The following is a 16,659-nucleotide window of genomic DNA, read 5'->3' as shown; positions in this document are numbered from 1 at the left end:
AATGGTCGCTGTGACTATTCTTCCTGTCGGCTTGCACGTTATTTCACGTTACACAGCCTTGGATGCATGCAGCGCGGCGATCTGCTCTGGCGTATAGCCGAGGCGCTTCAGCACTTCGTCGGTGTGTTCGCCGAGCAGTGGCGAAGGCTTGATCTCCGGCTTCAGTTCGGAGAACTTGATCGGGCTGCCGACGGTCAGGTACTTGCCGCGTGCCGGATGATCGACTTCGACGATGGAACCGCTGGCGCGCAGCGACTTGTCTTCGGCGATCTCTTTCATCGACAGCACCGGCGCACACGGGATGTCGTACTTGCGGAAGATGTCGACCGCTTCGAACTTGGTCTTGTCCTTCAGGAAGTTTTCGATGAAGGCGAAGATGTCGAAGATCTTGTCCTGGCGTGCTCGCGGCGTGTTGTAGTCCGGATCGCTGATCCATTCTTCCTTGCCCAGCGCACGGCAGATCGGCTCCCACGCATGGCCCTGGATGGTGAAATAGATGTAGGCGTTCGGATCGGTTTCCCAGCCCTTGCACTTGAGCACCCAGCCCGGCTGACCGCCGCCGCCGGCATTGCCGCCGCGCGGCACGACGTCGGTGAACTTGCCGTTCGGGTACTGCGGATATTCTTCCAGATAGCCGACCTTTTCCAGGCGTTGCTGATCGCGCAGCTTGACGCGCGTCAGGTTCAGCACGGCGTCCTGCATCGAGACGGACACCTTCTGGCCCTTGCCAGTTTGCTGGCGGCCCATCAGCGCGGTCAGGATGCCGATCGCCAGATGCATGCCGGTGTTGGAATCGCCGAGCGCCGCGCCGCTGACGGTCGGCGGGCCGTCCCAGAAGCCGGTGGTCGAGGCTGCGCCGCCGGCGGCCTGTGCGACGTTTTCATAGACCTTCAGGTCTTCGTAATGGTGGCCGTCGGAGAAGCCCTTGACCGATGCCAGGATCATGCCGGGATTGATTTCCTGAATGCGTTCCCACGAGAAGCCCATGCGGTCCAGTGCGCCCGGTGCGAAGTTCTCGACCAGCACGTCGGATTCCTTGATCAGTTTTTCCAGCACTTCTTTGCCTTCCGGCGTTTTGGTGTCCAGCGTCAGCGATTTCTTGTTGCTGTTGAGCATCGTGAAATAAAGCGCATCCACGCCGGGGATGTCGCGCAGCTGCGACCGCGTGACGTCGCCGGAGCCGGGACGTTCGACCTTGACGACGTCGGCGCCGAACCAGGCCAGCAACTGGGTGCAGGCCGGGCCGGCTTGCACGTGGGTGAAATCGATGATCTTGATGCCGTTGAGTGGGGTGTTCATGTATTTCCCTTTCTGTCGTGAAGTGCCGCGTGTCCGTTTTTAGACGATGTGGCGTCAATAAAAACGGCCGCATCCGCACGGAATTGGCCAGCTTTCGATCGTGTTCCGCAAGGTGCTCGGGGGAGGCGATACGTCTGGTTCGAATTGATTCTGCCGAGGCTTTTTATGCGTTTCCACGCTTATTTTTCGGCTGGCTGGCAATGTCCGGAAGGTGTCGGAGATGCGGCGAAGGAGTGGCCTGATTTGTTTGTAAGTGAAAATCAGGACATGGCGTGAATGTCCGTTTTTCGTCAAAACGGACTGACTGAAAAGAAGGAAAGCGAGATTTACGGACGGGCGGTTTTGCCGAATGCGGCGAAATTGGCGCGGTACTGCAACGCGGTGATACCCAGTCGTTTGACGAATACCTGCCGCATCTGGTCGGGAGTGCGGAAGCCGCAGCGCCAGGCGACTGTCTTCAGCGGTTCCGAGGTGGTTTCCAGTAGTGCGCGGGCGGCATCCAGCCGTGCGCTTTCGATGAATTCGGCGGGCGTGGTCTTCGCGTCGCGTGCGAAGACGCGGGCGAAATTGCGCGGACTCATGGAGACGACGGCGGCCAGCGATTCGACCGTGAGACTTTCCGTCAGATGCTCGAGCACGTACTGGAGTGCGATGGCGACCGGCGAGCTTTCCTCGACATAGGGCGTGAGATAGGGGCTGAACTGAGATTGACCGCCCTGGCGCTGCGTGAAGACGACGAGGCGCCGTGCGACATGCAGCGAGACTTCCGGCCCGCAATCGGCGGATAGCAGGAACAGCGACAGATCAATGCCGGCAGTTACGCCGGCCGATGTCACTAGTTGCTCATCCTGCAGAAAGATGCGATCGGCATCGACGCGGGCTTGCGGGAACATGTCGGCCAATGCCGCAGCATCGTTCCAGTGTGTGGTGACGGTGCGGCCGTCGAGCAATCCGGCATGGCCGAGCAGGAAGGCGCCATTGCAGATCGAGCCGTGGCGGCCGCTGCGCCGGGCCGCATGACGCAGCCAGTTGCAGACTGATTCATCGCGCGTCTGCTGCGGCAATGCCGGGCCGCCGGCGACCAGCAGCAGGTCGTAATGTTCGTCGACTTCGCTGTAATGGCGGTGCGCGGCAATCGGCAGACCGTTCGAACATGGAATCAAGCCGCGTTCGGTGCCGAGTACGTCGAGCCGGTATTGCCGCTCCGGCGGCAGGATGCGGTTGGCTTCGGCGAACACGTCGAGCGGACCGGTGACGTCCAGCGCCTGTACGCCTGGGAAAACAAGGATCGCAACGCTGGGCATGGGCATTCTCCATTGATCGGTACCGTATTTTCGGCAGGAGAGATGTTACAGGCAAGGGCATGAACGCGAGCATGTAGGTGAATGCGCTTGCCTGCAGTGTGTAGAAGTGGTGATGATGGATGGTGACCCATGCATTGCAGCATTTGCTGCATGAAGATAAAAGCAGGATGCCGATGACTGCTGAAAATATTTCATCGTGTAATCGACAGGCTGAGAAGGAAACGGCTGCTACGATAGGCGGCAAGAAAAATCCGAACAGGAGCGTGCATCGATTCGCGCACGATCCACATTTCTTTTCGTCCTCCTTTTTCCTTTCCGTTTTTCTTTCATGCTCAATACGCTGCTGACGCTTCTTGTATTTCAGACGCTGGGCGAGGGCCTGGTTTATGTGTTGTCGCTGCCGGTTCCGGGGCCGGTGATCGGCATGCTGCTGTTGCTGTTCTATCTGATTCTGAAGAAGGATACTGCGGCCAAGCTGGCGCCGAGCGCATCGCAATTGCTGTCGAATATGGCCTTGCTGTTCGTGCCCGCCTGCGTCGGACTCAGCGTGCACCTGCATCGCATCGGGCAGGAATGGCTGGCGATTGCGGCGGCGCTGATCGTCAGCACGGTGGTGTCGCTGGTCGTCACCGCGTTTGTCATCAAGAGTCTGAAGCGCCGGAGCGAAAAATGATGCCGCACCTGAATACTGTCTGGGTCTATCTCGCGGGTTCGCCGCTGCTGTGGCTGACGGCGACGCTCGTTGCCTACAAGATCGCGATGTGGATCTACGAGCGCAGCGGACGCAGCCCGCTTGCCAATCCTGTGGCGATTTCGGTGGCATTGCTGATTGCCGTGCTGTATGCGACGGATACGCCGTACAAGACGTATTTCGACGGCGCGCAATTCGTGCACTTCCTGCTGGGTCCTGTCACCGTTGCATTGGCGATTCCGTTGTATCAGCAACTCGATAAATTGCGACGCCACTGGTTTGCCTTGCTGGCCGGTGCGCTGGCCGGTGGTGCTGCCGCGATCGTCAGTGCAATGGGCGTTGCATGGTTGCTGGGTGCGTCGCCGCTGACGGTGCTGTCGATGGCGCCGAAATCGGTGACGATTCCGATCGCGATGGGCATCACGGAAAAAATCGGCGGCCTGCCGACATTGACAGTAGTGATGGTGATGCTGACCGGTGTATTCGGTGCAGGCATCGCACAGTATGTGTTCCGTCTGATCCGCATCGACGATGACATCACTTGCGGTTTTGCGCTGGGTGCGACGGCGCACGGTGTCGGCACCGCGCGCGCGTTTCAGGTCAGCGAGGAGATGGGTGCATTCTCCGGTCTGGCAATGGGTATATCCGGCATCCTGACGGCCTTCCTGCTGCCGTTGGCGCTGAAGCTGCTGGGCGTGATCTGATCAGCCGAATGCGCCGCCGGTCAGGTACAGATCGGTGACGCGCGCGATGCTGGCGATCATGGCCGTGAAGCAGAGCGCGAACGACAGCACGAGGATGACGGCGATCGGCCACTTCGATGTCGTCTTGCCGGCCGATTGCGGATTGTGTACCGCATCCCACTTCTCATCCGGCGTGACGCCGATGATGAGCGCTTCGATCAACCCTGCATAAACCGAGAACGGAAATATCGCCAGCACGAGAATCGGCAGCGACTGATGCGTGCGCATCAGCGATATGGCCGACAGGAAGAGGACAAAGGCGATCAGGTAGTTCCAGCCCCAGAAGTCGCGCCAGCCGTGCAGGTAGAAGCGGTGTGCGCCGATGCCGCCGAGCAGCGCGGCGAGGAGGGTCGTCAGGGTCTTGCTCTTGTGTTTGCGGGTTTCAGTCATGGATTTCAGCGATGGTCTGCAGTGTTGATATTCAGGGAAGTGGTCGGGAACGATAACGGTTGACGTCGACGGGCGAGACGGCATTGGCCTCGTTGCCCCAGGCATTGCGGATGTAGGTGACGACGGCGGCAACTTCATCGTCGCTCAGCGACTGTGCAAATGGCGGCATGCCGTAAGGACGCGGATTGCCGGCCGTGCTCGGCGCGAAGCCGCCATGCAGCACGACGCGAATGACGTTGGCGATAACCGGCGATGTAACGGTGCGATTGCCGGCCAGTGCAGGATAGACGGACGGCACACCGCGTCCCGATTCCTGATGGCAGGCAGCGCAGTTGTCCTTGTACAGTTTCGCTCCGGCAGAAATCATCGCCTTTTTGCCTTCGTCGCGCAGATCGGGGCCGGCAAGCGGCGGTGCGCTTTGCTGCGGCAGCGATTGCAGATAGCCGGCGATGGCGCGCGCGTCGTCGCTCGTCAAATGTTGCAAGCTGCCGGCGACGACTTCGGCCATCGGCCCGGTCGCTGCGCGCTGTGGCGTGATACCGGTTTGCATGAAGGCGGCGATGTGTTCGATTTCCCATGCGCCGAGGCCATCCTGCCTGTCGCCATTCAACGGCGGCGCATACCAGTTCAATACCGGGATCATGCCGCCGCCGAGCGCGGTTTTCTCGTCGATGCCGCCGAACCGGTTGCGCGTCGAATGGCAGGCGGCGCAGTGCCCCAGGCCCTGCGTCAGGTAGGCGCCGCGGTTCCATGCGACGGAACGGCTGTCGTCGTTCGCATATTGTCCCGGACGGAAATACAGCGCGCGCCATGCATACAGCAGCCAGCGATTGTCGTAGGGCGAGCGCAGTTCGGGCGCGCGGTTTTGCTGATTGACGGACGGCAGCGTCTGCAGCCATGCAAAGATCGCATCCGAATCGGCGCGCGTGACCTTCGTGAAGCTGGTGTAGGGGAAGGCCGGATACAGCAGCGAGCCATCCTTCGAGCGGCCGTCGTGCATCGCGCGCCAGAAGTCGTCGCTGTTCCAGTCGCCGATGCCGGTTTGTTTGTCCGGCGTCAGGTTGGACGCATAGATGTCGCCGAACGGCGTCGGTATGGCGCGGCCGCCCGCGTAAGGCTGGCCGCCGCGCGCGGTATGGCAGCTCATGCAGTTGCCGATGCGTGCGAGATATTCGCCGCGCGCGATTTGCTGTTTTGCATCGGCGGGCGGTGTCGATGGCTGGTTCAGATCCGGATTGCGGTTTCCAACGAACAGCCAGATCGCGATGGCGCTGACGATCGCCAGCATCAGCCAGCCGAGCAGACGAAGCGCGCGCCCGATCATGGCGACAGCTTGCCGCATTCGAGCGGCAGTTTGGCGGTGAGCCGAGGCGCAGGCGACGCATCGGCCGGCACATGCTGTTCGGCCAGCCATGCGGTGGCGGCGCTGATGTCCGCGCTGCTCATTTTCTGCACGATCTGCGCCATGCAATCGGGCTGGGCCGCATGGCGCGTGCCGATTTTCCATGCGCCGATCTGGCCGAGCAGGTAGTCGCGCGGCAGTCCGATCAGTCCGGGAATCGCTGGCGCGGTGCCGGTCAGTTTTGTGCCGTGGCAGGCGATGCAGGCCGGAATGCCTTTGGCCTTGTCGCCTTCATGTACGAGCTGACGGCCGCGTTCCAGTTCCGCTGCAGTGGCCTGTGTCGGCTGCGGCGGCGGATAGGGCGGATGCTGGTCGGCGAAGTATTGCGCGATCTCGCGCAGATAGGCATCGGACATATTGTCCAGCATGGCCGTCATGACCGGATAGGTGCGCTTGCCGTCGCGGAAATTGACGAGCTGGTTGTAGAGATAGCCCGCCGGCTTGCCGGCCAGGCGCGGATAGTAGCCGTCGCTGCCGGCGCGTCCTTCCTTGCCATGGCAGACGGTGCAGGCCGCCACGCGCTGTGCAATTGTGTCCAGCGTGTCCGGCACGACGCTTTGCTGGGCGGACGCGGCCTGTGCCGCGAACAGCAGTGCCGTTGCGAACAGTTGAGGCCAGGCAAAGGGAAGAAACGGCTTGCTCATTTATAGGTCTGGTTGTGGGCAAATGCGCGATCGACCGGCACATGATACTGCAAGCATGCCGCCGGCAGACTACAATGTCGGCTGAAGCAGGACAAGACAACCGCTGGCCGCCTTACGGCGGCGGGAGGAAGGTCCGGACTCCACAGAGCAGGGTGACGGCTAACGGCCGTCCGCCGAAAGCCGAAAGGTATAAGGCGAGGAACAGGGCCACAGAGACGAGCGTATTAAGTTACGGTGAAACGCGGTAACCTCCACCTGGAGCAATTCCAAATAGGCACGCGTTGAGGCGGCTCGCGGAGCGTGCGGGTAGGAAGCTTGAGCCGTGGAGTAATTCACGGCCTAGAGGAATGGTTGTCATAGCAGGCGGCGACGCCTGCCGTAACAGAATCCGGCCTATCGGACTGCTTCATTTTCTTTCGGACGGCGCGCATTCTTGCGCGCCGTTTTTTCATGCGGGCGGCAATGACGTATTGCTGCTGGGCGGGACGTGTGTGGCGGGATGTGTGCGATGTGATGTAACGCACAGAAAAATTCCATCCGTTCCGGCAGGCTGTTGCCGTTCCCCGTGGCATTTGTTCCGCTATCGTCAGTGGGCATGCAGGGGAGGGAGATGCCCCATGAACCTCTATCTTTCCATCGGCCCTCTGGTGTCGCTGATCGCCGGCATTTTGATTCTCGTCGTGCCGCGCCTGCTCAATTACATTGTTGCGATTTACCTGATCATCATCGGCCTGATCGGGCTGTTCGGCCACGGTTCGATTCGATAAGGCGGCTGCCGTCCGTCGCGCCTTCGTGCTATAACTGGCGCAGGACAAACCGTTGCGAGGCGACCGGATGAAACGCTCTTTCCTGCTGCTGGGATTGCTCGCGCTGGGAAGCGTTGCCGGCGCTGCCGACCTGTATCGCTGGGTCGACGAGAACGGTCGCACGCATGTGTCCGATATCGTGCCGACGCGGTATCACGATGTAGCCACGAAGATCGACACCAGCGCTTCCGAAATTTCCGAAAGCCAGCGGCAGGAAGCATTGGCGCGCGCGGCTCGCGAAAAGCAACTGGTCGAAGAGCGAATGCGCGCTTCGCCACCGCCTCCTCCACCTGTCTCTGCAAGACCCAAATCCAAAGCCGCCGAATTGACGCCGGATAACGGCGACGCAGAATGCGCCGAGCTGATTCGCGCTTATCGCGAAAGCCAGGAATGCTTCGCGCCGTTCATGGTGACGCGTCGTGACGGCCGGCATCATAGTCGCGGCTGGGTGCGCCCCGAGGCCTATCGCTATTGCCAGCGCGTGCAAAGCCCGTATGCGAAATGCGGGCCGCCGTCGCATTCGCCGAGCGATTTTCCCTATCCTTGAGCGCACTCGCGCCGGTCTTTCACGTTCCGCCCGATGTGTGCTGTGGCAATTCGTCTATCGCTCTTCTGCACATACTGATTTCCGAGCCTGGCTTCATTGCGTGGTCGATGACTATCCATTCGACCATTTCGATGTCGCCTGATACGGTGCGACAATCAGCAAATTACGCATAGAGGATTAGTCATGAAAATTGAACCAGGCGTTTCACTATCCGATTTCCCCATCACGCAAAAATGGCCTGTGCAACATCCCGAGCGGCTACAGCTCTATTCGCTGCCGACTCCCAACGGCGTCAAGGTATCGATCATGCTGGAGGAGGCGGGCTTGCCGTACGAGGCGCACCTGGTGAGTTTCGACAGCAACGATCAGAACTCGCCGGAGTTTCTCTCGCTGAATCCGAACAATAAAATCCCGGCCATCATCGATCCAAATGGGCCGGACGGCAGGCCGCTTCCCTTGTTCGAATCCGGCGCCATTCTTGTTTACCTCGCGGAAAAGACCGGCAAGTTCATGCCAAAGGATGCGGCAGGCCGTTACGAAACGTTGCAGTGGGTGATGTTCCAGATGGGCGGTATCGGCCCGATTTTCGGGCAGGTGGGTTTCTTCCACAAATTCGCGGGCAAGGACTATGAAGACAAGCGTCCGCGTGACCGCTACGCCGCCGAATCCAGGCGCTTGCTTGGCGTGTTGAATCAGCGCTTGACGGGACGTGACTGGATCATGGGCAAGGAGTACGGCATTGCCGACATCGCCGTTTTCCCATGGGTACGCAACCTGGTTGGCTTTTATGGCGCGCGCGATCTCGTGGGTTTCGACGATTTTCCGGAAGTGCAACGCGTACTGGATGCGTTCCTTGCGCGCCCTGCGGTCGTCAGAGGTCTGACGATTCCGGCAGCATCCTGAATCGATTCGGGTGACTGTCGCAGTGTGCGACAGGAGCGAAAAGCGGGCGATGTTTCATCGCCCGCTTTTTTTGCGCAAAACGCGAAGCGGCGCGCGTTTTCTCCACATTTGTCGTGCGGCGCAAGATGGGCAAACTACTGTAAAACACATGTGTTTTGCTGATGTTGCACTTTTACAGTCTCCTGTAAGTACTTAATTCTTATGTGAATTTGGTGTGCGATGTTGCGTCAACGTAATGCGCTAAGTCCTTGACTTCATTGGAAAAAATCCTGTTTTTACCCCTGAAATTCTCTTGACCGGTATCAAGCCATCCTCTAAAGTGGGCGACAGTGTGAAAAAGTGTAGTTTTGTGGGGATTTTTTCCTGCGGATTGCATGTCTGTCACCAGCAACGCATACCGACAAAAGGATTACAGGGTGTTTCAAGGCGCGTCTTCTCTCAATCTCGATGCCAAGGGCCGGATGACCATCCCCGCCCGTCATCGCGACGCATTGCAGCTGCAGTGCGAGGGACGCGTCACGCTGACGAAGCATCCTGACGGATGTTTGCTTCTCTTCCCGCGTTCCGTGTGGGAAACCCGCCGCGAAGAAATCGCCAAGTGGCCGATTTCCGCGCGCGCCTGGCAACGCATCTTCCTCGGCAATGCCGTGGATGTCGAATTCGATACCGCCGGCCGCATCCTGATTGCGCCTGAATTGCGCGCAGCAGGCGGCCTGACGCGTGACGTCATGCTGATGGGCATGGGCAGTCATTTCGAGATTTGGGATGCCGAAAAACTCGCCGAAAGCGAATCCAGTGCGATCGCTGCCGGCGTACCCGACGTATTGAACGATTTTTCCTTCTGACGCCGTGATGAATGCAGATGCGGTGCAGCAATACCAGCACAAGACGGTGTTGCTGGAGGAGGCAGTGAATGCGCTGGCGCTGGATGGGGCGCGCGCCGACGGCATCTATATAGATGGCACGTTCGGCCGCGGCGGCCACAGCCGCCTGATTTTGCAGCGTCTGGGAGCGAAGGGCCGGTTGATCGCGTTCGACAAGGATGTGCAGGCGATTGCGGAAGCATCTTCCATCGCCGATCCGCGCTTCGAGATCGAGCACGACAGTTTTGCGACGCTGGAACAGGCACTGGCAGCGCGCGGCATCGGGCAACTGGATGGGGTATTGCTGGATCTGGGGATATCGTCGCCCCAAGTCGACGACGCGGCACGCGGTTTCAGTTTCCGTGCCGACGGTCCGCTGGACATGCGCATGGACACCACGCGCGGCATGTCGGCGGCCGAGTGGCTGGCCACGGAAACCGAACAACAAATCGAAAAGGTGATACGCGATTATGGGGAAGAACGGTTTGCTTTTCAGATTGCAAAGGCGATTGCTGCTCGCAGGGCAGTCCAGCCGATTTCAACCACACGACAGCTTGCCGAGATCGTGGCAGGCGCCGTCAAGACTCGCGAGAAAGGCAAGGATCCGGCCACTCGCACATTTCAGGCTATCCGGATTTTCATCAATCAGGAGCTTGAAGAACTCGAAGTAGTACTGGCAGAGGCATTCAGGCGTCTGGCGCCGCACGGGAGACTGGTCGTGATCAGCTTTCACTCGCTGGAAGATCGCATCGTCAAACGGTTCATGGCCGACAAGGCCAGTGTGCCGCAGCCTGACCGCCGCCTGCCGATTCGTGCTGTCGACTTGCCGCAGCCGGAAATGAAACTCATCGCACGCATCAAGCCATCCGATGCGGAAATCGCTGCCAATCCGCGCGCACGTTCAGCTGTCATGCGGGTGGCGGAACGCCTGCCGGTCGTTACACATGCTGCCGGAGTACCGCAATGAGCGGCCGCATCGCCTTCGTGCTGACGACCGTGCTGGTGTTGTGCGCACTGTCGCTGGTCAATGCGCAGTACAAGGCGCGCAGTCTATTCATCGCGCTCGAACGCGCGCAATCGCAGGCGCGCCAGCTCGACATCGAATGGGCGCAACTGCAGCTGGATCAATCCACGCTGGGCAAGCACGCACGCATCGAACTGGCGGCGCGCCGTGATCTGCACATGGTGCCGGTCACGCCGGCCGTCACGCAATACCTGACGATGGGAGGCAAATGACACGCAGCGCGGCATCGAAAGGTGTGCCTTTCGCTTCGAACCCGATGCTGGCAGCCAAGCTGCCGGCATGGCGTTCGCGCGTCGTGCTGTTCCTGATGTTCGCCGCCTTCGTCGCGCTGGCTGCGCGCGCGTTGTGGCTGCAGGGCATGTCCACCGATTTCCTGCAGAAGCAGGGTGCGGCGCGTTATGCCCGCACGCTGGAACTGCCGGCCATCCGCGGCAAGCTCACCGATCGCAATGGTCAGGTGCTGGCATCGTCGATCCCGGTACGCGCTGTCTGGGCGATTCCCGACGACGTGCTGGAAGCGCCGAAGGACAAGCTGCGCCAGCTGGCGAAACTGCTCGACATGTCCGAGCGCGAGCTGTACCGCAAGCTGGATTCGGATCGCAGCTTCGTCTACCTGAAGCGCCAGGTAGAACTCGATACGGTAGACAAGATTCTCAAGCTCGGCATCGCCGGCATCGATACGCGCAAGGAATACAAACGCTATTACCCCGAAGGCGAGGTGATGGCGCATATCGTCGGCTTCACCAATATCGAGGACAAGGGTCAGGAGGGCATGGAGCTGGCCCTGCAGAAGACGCTGGCCGGCGTGACCGGCAGCCGCCGCGTGATCAAGGATCGTTTAGGCCGCATCGTCGAGGATATCGAAGCGGTGCGCGAACCGCATGACGGCAAGGATGTGGCGCTGTCGATCGACAGCAAGATCCAGTACATCGCCTTTTCACAGTTGAAGGAAGCGGTCGAGAAGAGCAAGGCCAAGGCCGGCGGCATCGTCGTGCTCGATGCCAAGACTGGCGAAGTGCTGGCGCTGGCAAACATGCCGACGTACAACCCGAACGACCGCTCGGTGCTGACCGGCGCGCAATTACGCAACCGTGTGTTGACCGATACCTACGAGCCGGGCTCGACGATGAAGCCTTTCACGGTTGCGCTGGCACTGGATCATAAGGTGATTACGCCGAATACGACAATCCAGACCGCGCCCGGCAAGATGACGATCGGCACCGCGACGATCGGCGATGCGCATGCGGAAGGGTTGTTGACGGTGGCCCAGATCATCGAGAAATCTTCCAATATCGGTACCGCCAAGATCGCGTTGCAGATGCAGCCGCATGACATGTGGGACATGTTCACGTCAGTCGGCTTCGGCCAACAGCCGAAGGTCGGCTTCCCGGGAGCCGTTGCCGGTCGTGTGCGTCCGTACAAATCGTGGCGTCCGATCGAGCAGGCGACGATGAGCTACGGTCACGGCATTTCCGTTTCGTTGCTGCAGATGGCGCATGCCTACACGATCTTCGCGCGCGGCGGCGATCTGATTCCGCTGACGCTGCTGCGTTCGACCGACCGGCCGATCGGTCAGCGCATCATCAGCGAGAAGACGGCCGGCATCATGCGCGACATGCTGGAGCAGGCGGCCGGCCCTAACGGCACCGCGCCGCAGGCGCAGGTACCGGGTTACCGCGTGGCAGGCAAGACCGGTACCGCCTACAAGATCGAACATGGCAAGTATGTGCGGAAATACGTCGCGTCCTTCGTCGGCTTTGCACCGGTTTCCGATCCGCGCATCATCGTCGCGGTGATGATCGATGAACCGATGGCCGGCAAGCACTACGGCGGTCAGGTTGCCGGTCCGGTCTTTTCGACGGTGACGGCCAATGCGCTGCGCGCGCTGAACGTGCCGCCGGATTCGACGATCACCAACGTCGTCATTCCGGAACAGCCATTGCAGGAGGCACTGTGATGAGCGCCGCGGCGATGACCGTCCCTAAGATTCTCGACTGGCTGCGTGTCAATGCGCCGGACGCTGCGCTGGTGTCGGATTCGCGCGCCATTCGCAGTGGCGACGTCTTCGTCGCATATCCGGGCGATGAGGTCGACGGACGTGCTTATATTTCCGATGCGATCGCGCGCGGCGCACGCGCCGTATTGCATCAGGCCGGCGGCAGTGCAGACGATATCCAGTGGGATGTGCCGCATTACGCGGTCGAGAATTTGAAAGCGCATGCCGGCGAAATCGCTGCAGCGTGGTACGGCCATCCGGATCGCGCGATGCTGACGGTTGCCGTTACCGGCACCAACGGCAAGACTTCCTGCACGCAATGGCTGGGCAACGCACTGTCGCGTCTGGGACGGCCAACCGCCGTCATCGGCACGCTGGGCATCGGCATCTTCCGCGACGGCCGGGCCGGCAGGTTCGATGCGACCGGCTACACGACGCCGGATGCCGTGCTGCTGCAGCGCGAACTGGCGAACCTGCATCGCAACGGCGCTGTCGCGCTGGCGATCGAGGCTTCGTCGATCGGCCTGCATCAAGGACGCATGTCCGGCATGCATGTCGATACGGCACTGTTCACCAATTTCACGCGCGATCATCTGGATTACCACGGCGACATGGCGGCCTACGAAGAAGCCAAGGCCATGCTGTTCGACTGGCCGGGACTGCGCCACGCGATCGTCAACCTCGACGATCCGATGGGGCTGCGACTGGTGCAGCGCCTGCAAGAACGCGCGTCGTCGGTCGCGATCACCGGCTACAGCCTTGTCGGACGGAACGTGGACGGCATTGCACTGCTGCATGCGACCGACGTGCGCAGCAGCCAGAACGGCACGCTGTTTCAGCTGGAATCGACATGTGGCGGTGCGGCGCAGATTCGTACGCAACTGGTCGGCGATTTCAACGTCAGCAATGTGCTGGGCATCGTCGGTGTATTGATGGCGAACGGTATTGCATGGAAGGACGCGATCGCCGTCATCGAATCGCTGACTGCGGTGTCGGGTCGCATGCAGCAACTGGGCGGCAACGATGCGCCGCTGGTTGTCATCGATTATGCGCACACGCCCGATGCATTGGAGAAGGCATTGTCGACCTTGCGCAATGTCGCGGCGGAGCGCGGCGGCAAGTTGTGGTGCGTGTTCGGCTGCGGCGGCGATCGCGATCAGGGCAAGCGTCCGCAAATGGGCAAGGCATCGATGGCGGCCGATCACATCATCCTGACGACCGATAACCCGCGCAGCGAGGAACCGGCCGACATCATCAAACAGATCATCGCCGGCATGACGACCGCAAAAAGTGGTGTGCAGACCATCGAAGATCGTGCGGCAGCCATCCTGTCGGCGATCCGCAATGCAGGCAGGCAGGATGTGATCCTGCTGGCGGGCAAGGGGCACGAGGCATACCAGGAAATCAAGGGCAGGAAACAGCCTTTCCTCGATGCCGATCATGCGACGCTGGCGCTGTCGGCACGCGCAATGCAGGGAGGCGGCTCATGAAGGCGACGCTGTCCCTGCTGCAGGCCGCAGTGTGCGGCGCGACGTTGCACGGTGATGCCACCTTCGACGGCGTGTCGACCGACAGCCGCACGGTGGTTTCCGGCAATCTGTTCGTCGCCTTGCGCGGCGAGCGTTTCGATGCGCACGATTTTCTGCCGCAAGTGGCATCGCGCGGCGTGGCCGCAGTGATAGCCGAACGTGCGCCAGCCGATCTCGCGGTGCCGGCGCTGATCGTGCCGGACACGCGCGTTGCGCTCGGCGAAATTGCGCAATGGTGGCGCAACCGTTTCGATCTGCCGCTGATCGGCGTGACCGGCAGCAACGGCAAGACCACGGTCAAGGAAATGATCGCGGCTATTCTCGAGGCGGCATGCGGCGCGGACAACTATCTGGCCACGCGCGGCAATTTCAACAATGACATTGGTGTGCCGCTGACGCTGATGCGTCTCGATGAACATTGCAAGGCAGCCGTCGTCGAACTTGGCATGAACCATCCGGGCGAGATTGCCGTGCTGTCGCGCATCGCGCAGCCGACGGTTGGCCTCGTCAACAACGCGCAGCGCGAACACCAGGAATTCATGGCCAGCGTGGAAGCGGTGGCGATGGAAAACGGCAGCGTGCTTCGCGCACTGCCGGCCGGCGGCGTTGCCGTATTCCCGGCGAACGACACGTATACGTCGCTGTGGCGCGATTACGCGGCGCATTGCAAGACGCTGACGTTTGGTTTGTCCGACGATGCCGACGTGCGTTGCACGTATAGCGCTTCCGCTTTCGGCAGCACGCTGCAGGTGAGAGCCGGTGATGAAGCATTCACGATCGAACTGCAGGCCGCCGGCATCCATAACGTACGCAATGCACTGGCGGCGATCGCCTGCACGAAAGCGATCGGCATTGCGACCGAAGCCATCGTGCGTGGCTTGCAGGCATTCGCGCCGGTCAGCGGCCGGCTGCAACGCAAGACCGCGACCAACGGTGCGCTAGTCATCGACGACACCTACAACGCCAACCCGGATTCGGTGCGTGCAGCGATCGACGTACTGGCAGGCGCATCGTCACCGCGCATCCTCGTGCTGGGCGACATGGGCGAAGTCGGCAACGACGGTCGCGCCTATCACGAAGAAGTCGGCGCCTATGCGAAGACGCAGGGCATCGATCGCCTGTTGACGCTGGGCGAACTGGCACGTCATACGAGCGACGCCTTCGGTGTGCAGGGTGCGCATTTCGGCGACGTCGAACAACTCGATGCGGCGCTGGACGCTGTAATCAATTCTCAGGCAACAGTGCTCGTCAAGGGATCGCGTTTCATGAAGATGGAACGCGTCGTGCAGCATCTGCTCGGTCAACACAATCAGAATCAGGAAGGCCATTAATCATGCTGCTCTGGCTGGCACAACATTTTCAGGACGAGATCGGCCCGATGCGGATCTTCAACTTCATCACGTTCCGCGCAGTGTTCGCGACGATGACGGCGCTGGTGATCGGCTGGGTCTTCGGCCCGATGGTGATCCGCATGCTGACGCGCCTGAAGGTCGGCCAGGCGGTGCGCACCGACGGTCCGCAGACGCACCTGATCAAGAGCGGCACGCCGACGATGGGCGGCGCACTGATCTTGCTGTCGATCGGCATCTCGACTTTGCTGTGGACCGATCTGGAAAACCGCTTCATCTGGGTCGTGCTGATCGTTACGCTGGGTTTTGGCGCTGTCGGTTGGGTCGACGATTACCGCAAGGTGGTCTACAAGGATCCGAAGGGCATGTCGTCGAAGGAAAAATATTTCTGGCAGTCGGTGATCGGCCTGTTCGCCGCCGTCTATCTGGCGTTTTCGGTTTCCGCGCCGAGCAATGCGCAGTTCCTCGATCTGTTCCTGGCGTGGATCGAATCCGGCTTCAGCATGGACCTGCCGCCGAAGGCCGACCTGATCGTGCCATTCTTCAAGACGATCAGCTATCCGCTCGGTGTCTGGGGTTTCATCGCGTTGACCTATTTCGTCATCGTCGGCACCAGCAACGCGGTCAACCTGACCGACGGTCTGGACGGTCTGGCGATCATGCCGACCGTAATGGTCGGCACCGCGCTCGGCCTGTTCGCTTATCTGACCGGCAGCGCGACCTATGCGAAATACCTGTTCATTCCGCATATTCCGGGCGCCGGCGAACTGCTGATCTTCTGCGGCGCGATGGCTGGCGCTGGCCTGGCCTTCCTGTGGTTCAACGCGCATCCGGCGCAGGTCTTCATGGGCGACGTCGGTGCGCTGGCACTGGGCGGCGCGCTCGGCACGATCGCCGTCATCGTGCGGCAGGAAGTGGTGCTGTTCATCATGGGCGGCGTGTTCGTCGTCGAGACGCTGTCGGTGATGCTGCAGGTCGGCTATTTCAAATACACGAAGTGGCGCACCGGCACCGGCCGACGCATTCTGTTGATGGCGCCGTTGCATCACCACTACGAACAGAAGGGCTGGAAGGAAACGCAGGTCGTGGTGCGTTTCTGGATCATCACGATGATGCTGGTGCTGTTCGGCTTGTCCACGTTGAAGCTTCGTTGATTGAAAGTAGATAAG

At 60.7% G+C, this 16,659-nt stretch carries 17 protein-coding genes and 1 other RNA gene; 13 read left to right on the top strand and 5 right to left on the bottom strand.

Going from position 1 to position 16,659, the window contains the following annotated elements; translation table 11 throughout:
• Positions 1–48: 48 nt before the first annotated feature.
• Positions 49–1,299, bottom strand: a complete 1,251-nt coding sequence (gene frc, locus IEV40_RS04475; protein ID WP_188419730.1) for a formyl-CoA transferase — start codon at positions 1,297–1,299, stop codon at positions 49–51.
• Positions 1,300–1,625: 326 nt separating this feature from the next.
• The gene (locus IEV40_RS04470; RefSeq protein WP_188419729.1) at positions 1,626–2,603 is read right to left on the bottom strand and encodes a GlxA family transcriptional regulator; all 978 of its coding nucleotides are present in this window, start codon (positions 2,601–2,603) and stop codon (positions 1,626–1,628) included.
• Between the two features lie 328 nt (positions 2,604–2,931).
• On the opposite strand from IEV40_RS04470, the gene IEV40_RS04465 reads away from it, so the two are divergent.
• Both IEV40_RS04465 and IEV40_RS04460 read left to right on the top strand, forming a co-directional pair.
• Positions 2,932–3,276 (top strand): CidA/LrgA family protein, encoded by a 345-nt coding sequence (locus IEV40_RS04465; RefSeq protein WP_188419728.1) that lies wholly within the window; start codon positions 2,932–2,934, stop codon positions 3,274–3,276.
• Positions 3,273–3,998, top strand: coding sequence for an LrgB family protein (locus IEV40_RS04460; RefSeq protein ID WP_188419727.1), 726 nt, complete (start codon positions 3,273–3,275; stop codon positions 3,996–3,998). The genes IEV40_RS04465 and IEV40_RS04460 overlap by 4 nt, the downstream gene beginning before the upstream one ends.
• Here the strand turns inward: IEV40_RS04460 and IEV40_RS04455 are convergent, their stop codons facing one another.
• Genes IEV40_RS04455 through IEV40_RS04445 form a run of 3 tightly spaced genes read right to left on the bottom strand, consistent with a single transcriptional unit; the run spans position 3,999 to position 6,473 of the window.
• Positions 3,999–4,427, bottom strand: coding sequence for an NINE protein (locus IEV40_RS04455; protein WP_188419726.1), 429 nt, complete (start codon positions 4,425–4,427; stop codon positions 3,999–4,001).
• A 31-nt stretch (positions 4,428–4,458) separates the two neighbouring features.
• Positions 4,459–5,769, bottom strand: coding sequence for a c-type cytochrome (locus IEV40_RS04450; RefSeq protein WP_229723943.1), 1,311 nt, complete (start codon positions 5,767–5,769; stop codon positions 4,459–4,461).
• Positions 5,748–6,473 (bottom strand): c-type cytochrome, encoded by a 726-nt coding sequence (locus IEV40_RS04445; RefSeq protein WP_188419725.1) that lies wholly within the window; start codon positions 6,471–6,473, stop codon positions 5,748–5,750. Before IEV40_RS04445 ends, IEV40_RS04450 begins: the two co-directional genes overlap by 22 nt.
• A gap of 83 nt (positions 6,474–6,556) precedes the next feature.
• Between IEV40_RS04445 and rnpB the strand changes: the two genes are divergently transcribed.
• The 11 genes from rnpB to mraY all read left to right on the top strand — a co-directional run bounded on the left by rnpB (position 6,557) and on the right by mraY (position 16,644).
• An RNA gene (gene rnpB, locus IEV40_RS04440) (RNase P RNA component class A) lies at positions 6,557–6,885 on the top strand.
• Between the two features lie 205 nt (positions 6,886–7,090).
• Positions 7,091–7,240, top strand: coding sequence for a DUF3096 domain-containing protein (locus tag IEV40_RS04435; protein ID WP_188419724.1), 150 nt, complete (start codon positions 7,091–7,093; stop codon positions 7,238–7,240).
• A 67-nt stretch (positions 7,241–7,307) separates the two neighbouring features.
• Complete coding sequence (locus IEV40_RS04430; RefSeq protein WP_188419723.1) at positions 7,308–7,826, top strand: DUF4124 domain-containing protein; 519 nt, start codon at positions 7,308–7,310, stop codon at positions 7,824–7,826.
• A 183-nt stretch (positions 7,827–8,009) separates the two neighbouring features.
• Positions 8,010–8,729 (top strand): glutathione S-transferase N-terminal domain-containing protein, encoded by a 720-nt coding sequence (locus IEV40_RS04425; protein ID WP_188419722.1) that lies wholly within the window; start codon positions 8,010–8,012, stop codon positions 8,727–8,729.
• Between the two features lie 416 nt (positions 8,730–9,145).
• Positions 9,146–9,574, top strand: a complete 429-nt coding sequence (gene mraZ, locus IEV40_RS04420) for a division/cell wall cluster transcriptional repressor MraZ (protein ID WP_188419721.1) — start codon at positions 9,146–9,148, stop codon at positions 9,572–9,574.
• A gap of 7 nt (positions 9,575–9,581) precedes the next feature.
• Positions 9,582–10,559, top strand: a complete 978-nt coding sequence (gene rsmH / locus IEV40_RS04415) for a 16S rRNA (cytosine(1402)-N(4))-methyltransferase RsmH (protein WP_188419720.1) — start codon at positions 9,582–9,584, stop codon at positions 10,557–10,559.
• Positions 10,556–10,828, top strand: coding sequence for a cell division protein FtsL (gene ftsL, locus IEV40_RS04410; protein WP_188419719.1), 273 nt, complete (start codon positions 10,556–10,558; stop codon positions 10,826–10,828). Before rsmH ends, ftsL begins: the two co-directional genes overlap by 4 nt.
• Complete coding sequence (locus IEV40_RS04405; protein ID WP_188419718.1) at positions 10,825–12,573, top strand: peptidoglycan D,D-transpeptidase FtsI family protein; 1,749 nt, start codon at positions 10,825–10,827, stop codon at positions 12,571–12,573. Before ftsL ends, IEV40_RS04405 begins: the two co-directional genes overlap by 4 nt.
• Positions 12,573–14,102, top strand: a complete 1,530-nt coding sequence (locus tag IEV40_RS04400; RefSeq protein ID WP_188419717.1) for a UDP-N-acetylmuramoyl-L-alanyl-D-glutamate--2,6-diaminopimelate ligase — start codon at positions 12,573–12,575, stop codon at positions 14,100–14,102. The genes IEV40_RS04405 and IEV40_RS04400 overlap by 1 nt, the downstream gene beginning before the upstream one ends.
• Complete coding sequence (locus IEV40_RS04395) at positions 14,099–15,472, top strand: UDP-N-acetylmuramoyl-tripeptide--D-alanyl-D-alanine ligase (RefSeq protein ID WP_188419716.1); 1,374 nt, start codon at positions 14,099–14,101, stop codon at positions 15,470–15,472. The genes IEV40_RS04400 and IEV40_RS04395 overlap by 4 nt, the downstream gene beginning before the upstream one ends.
• 2 nt (positions 15,473–15,474) lie before the next feature.
• Entirely contained in the window at positions 15,475–16,644 is a 1,170-nt protein-coding gene (mraY, locus tag IEV40_RS04390) for a phospho-N-acetylmuramoyl-pentapeptide-transferase (protein WP_188419715.1), read from the top strand.
• The last annotated feature ends 15 nt before the right edge of the window (positions 16,645–16,659 follow it).

It is taken from the genome of Oxalicibacterium solurbis, assembly GCF_014635845.1.
Lineage (GTDB): Bacteria > Pseudomonadota > Gammaproteobacteria > Burkholderiales > Burkholderiaceae_D > Oxalicibacterium > Oxalicibacterium solurbis.
Note: the sequence above shows the minus strand (reverse complement) of the source record. Positions and strands in the feature narration are given on the sequence as shown.

Excerpts from the sequence above, each read along its gene's own strand:
- IEV40_RS04460 (WP_188419727.1), top strand. The coding sequence starts at position 3,273 with ATGATGCCGCACCTGAATACTGTCTGGGTCTATCTCGCGGGTTCGCCG.
- IEV40_RS04445 (WP_188419725.1), bottom strand. The coding sequence starts at position 6,473 with ATGAGCAAGCCGTTTCTTCCCTTTGCCTGGCCTCAACTGTTCGCAACG.
- IEV40_RS04450 (WP_229723943.1), bottom strand. The coding sequence starts at position 5,769 with ATGCGGCAAGCTGTCGCCATGATCGGGCGCGCGCTTCGTCTGCTCGGC.
- IEV40_RS04405 (WP_188419718.1), top strand. The coding sequence starts at position 10,825 with ATGACACGCAGCGCGGCATCGAAAGGTGTGCCTTTCGCTTCGAACCCG.
- IEV40_RS04470 (WP_188419729.1), bottom strand. The coding sequence starts at position 2,603 with ATGCCCAGCGTTGCGATCCTTGTTTTCCCAGGCGTACAGGCGCTGGAC.
- frc (WP_188419730.1), bottom strand. The coding sequence starts at position 1,299 with ATGAACACCCCACTCAACGGCATCAAGATCATCGATTTCACCCACGTG.
- mraY (WP_188419715.1), top strand. The coding sequence starts at position 15,475 with ATGCTGCTCTGGCTGGCACAACATTTTCAGGACGAGATCGGCCCGATG.
- rsmH (WP_188419720.1), top strand. The coding sequence starts at position 9,582 with ATGAATGCAGATGCGGTGCAGCAATACCAGCACAAGACGGTGTTGCTG.
- IEV40_RS04435 (WP_188419724.1), top strand. The coding sequence starts at position 7,091 with ATGAACCTCTATCTTTCCATCGGCCCTCTGGTGTCGCTGATCGCCGGC.
- IEV40_RS04465 (WP_188419728.1), top strand. The coding sequence starts at position 2,932 with ATGCTCAATACGCTGCTGACGCTTCTTGTATTTCAGACGCTGGGCGAG.
- IEV40_RS04430 (WP_188419723.1), top strand. The coding sequence starts at position 7,308 with ATGAAACGCTCTTTCCTGCTGCTGGGATTGCTCGCGCTGGGAAGCGTT.
- IEV40_RS04425 (WP_188419722.1), top strand. The coding sequence starts at position 8,010 with ATGAAAATTGAACCAGGCGTTTCACTATCCGATTTCCCCATCACGCAA.
- IEV40_RS04455 (WP_188419726.1), bottom strand. The coding sequence starts at position 4,427 with ATGACTGAAACCCGCAAACACAAGAGCAAGACCCTGACGACCCTCCTC.
- IEV40_RS04395 (WP_188419716.1), top strand. The coding sequence starts at position 14,099 with ATGAAGGCGACGCTGTCCCTGCTGCAGGCCGCAGTGTGCGGCGCGACG.
- IEV40_RS04400 (WP_188419717.1), top strand. The coding sequence starts at position 12,573 with ATGAGCGCCGCGGCGATGACCGTCCCTAAGATTCTCGACTGGCTGCGT.
- ftsL (WP_188419719.1), top strand. The coding sequence starts at position 10,556 with ATGAGCGGCCGCATCGCCTTCGTGCTGACGACCGTGCTGGTGTTGTGC.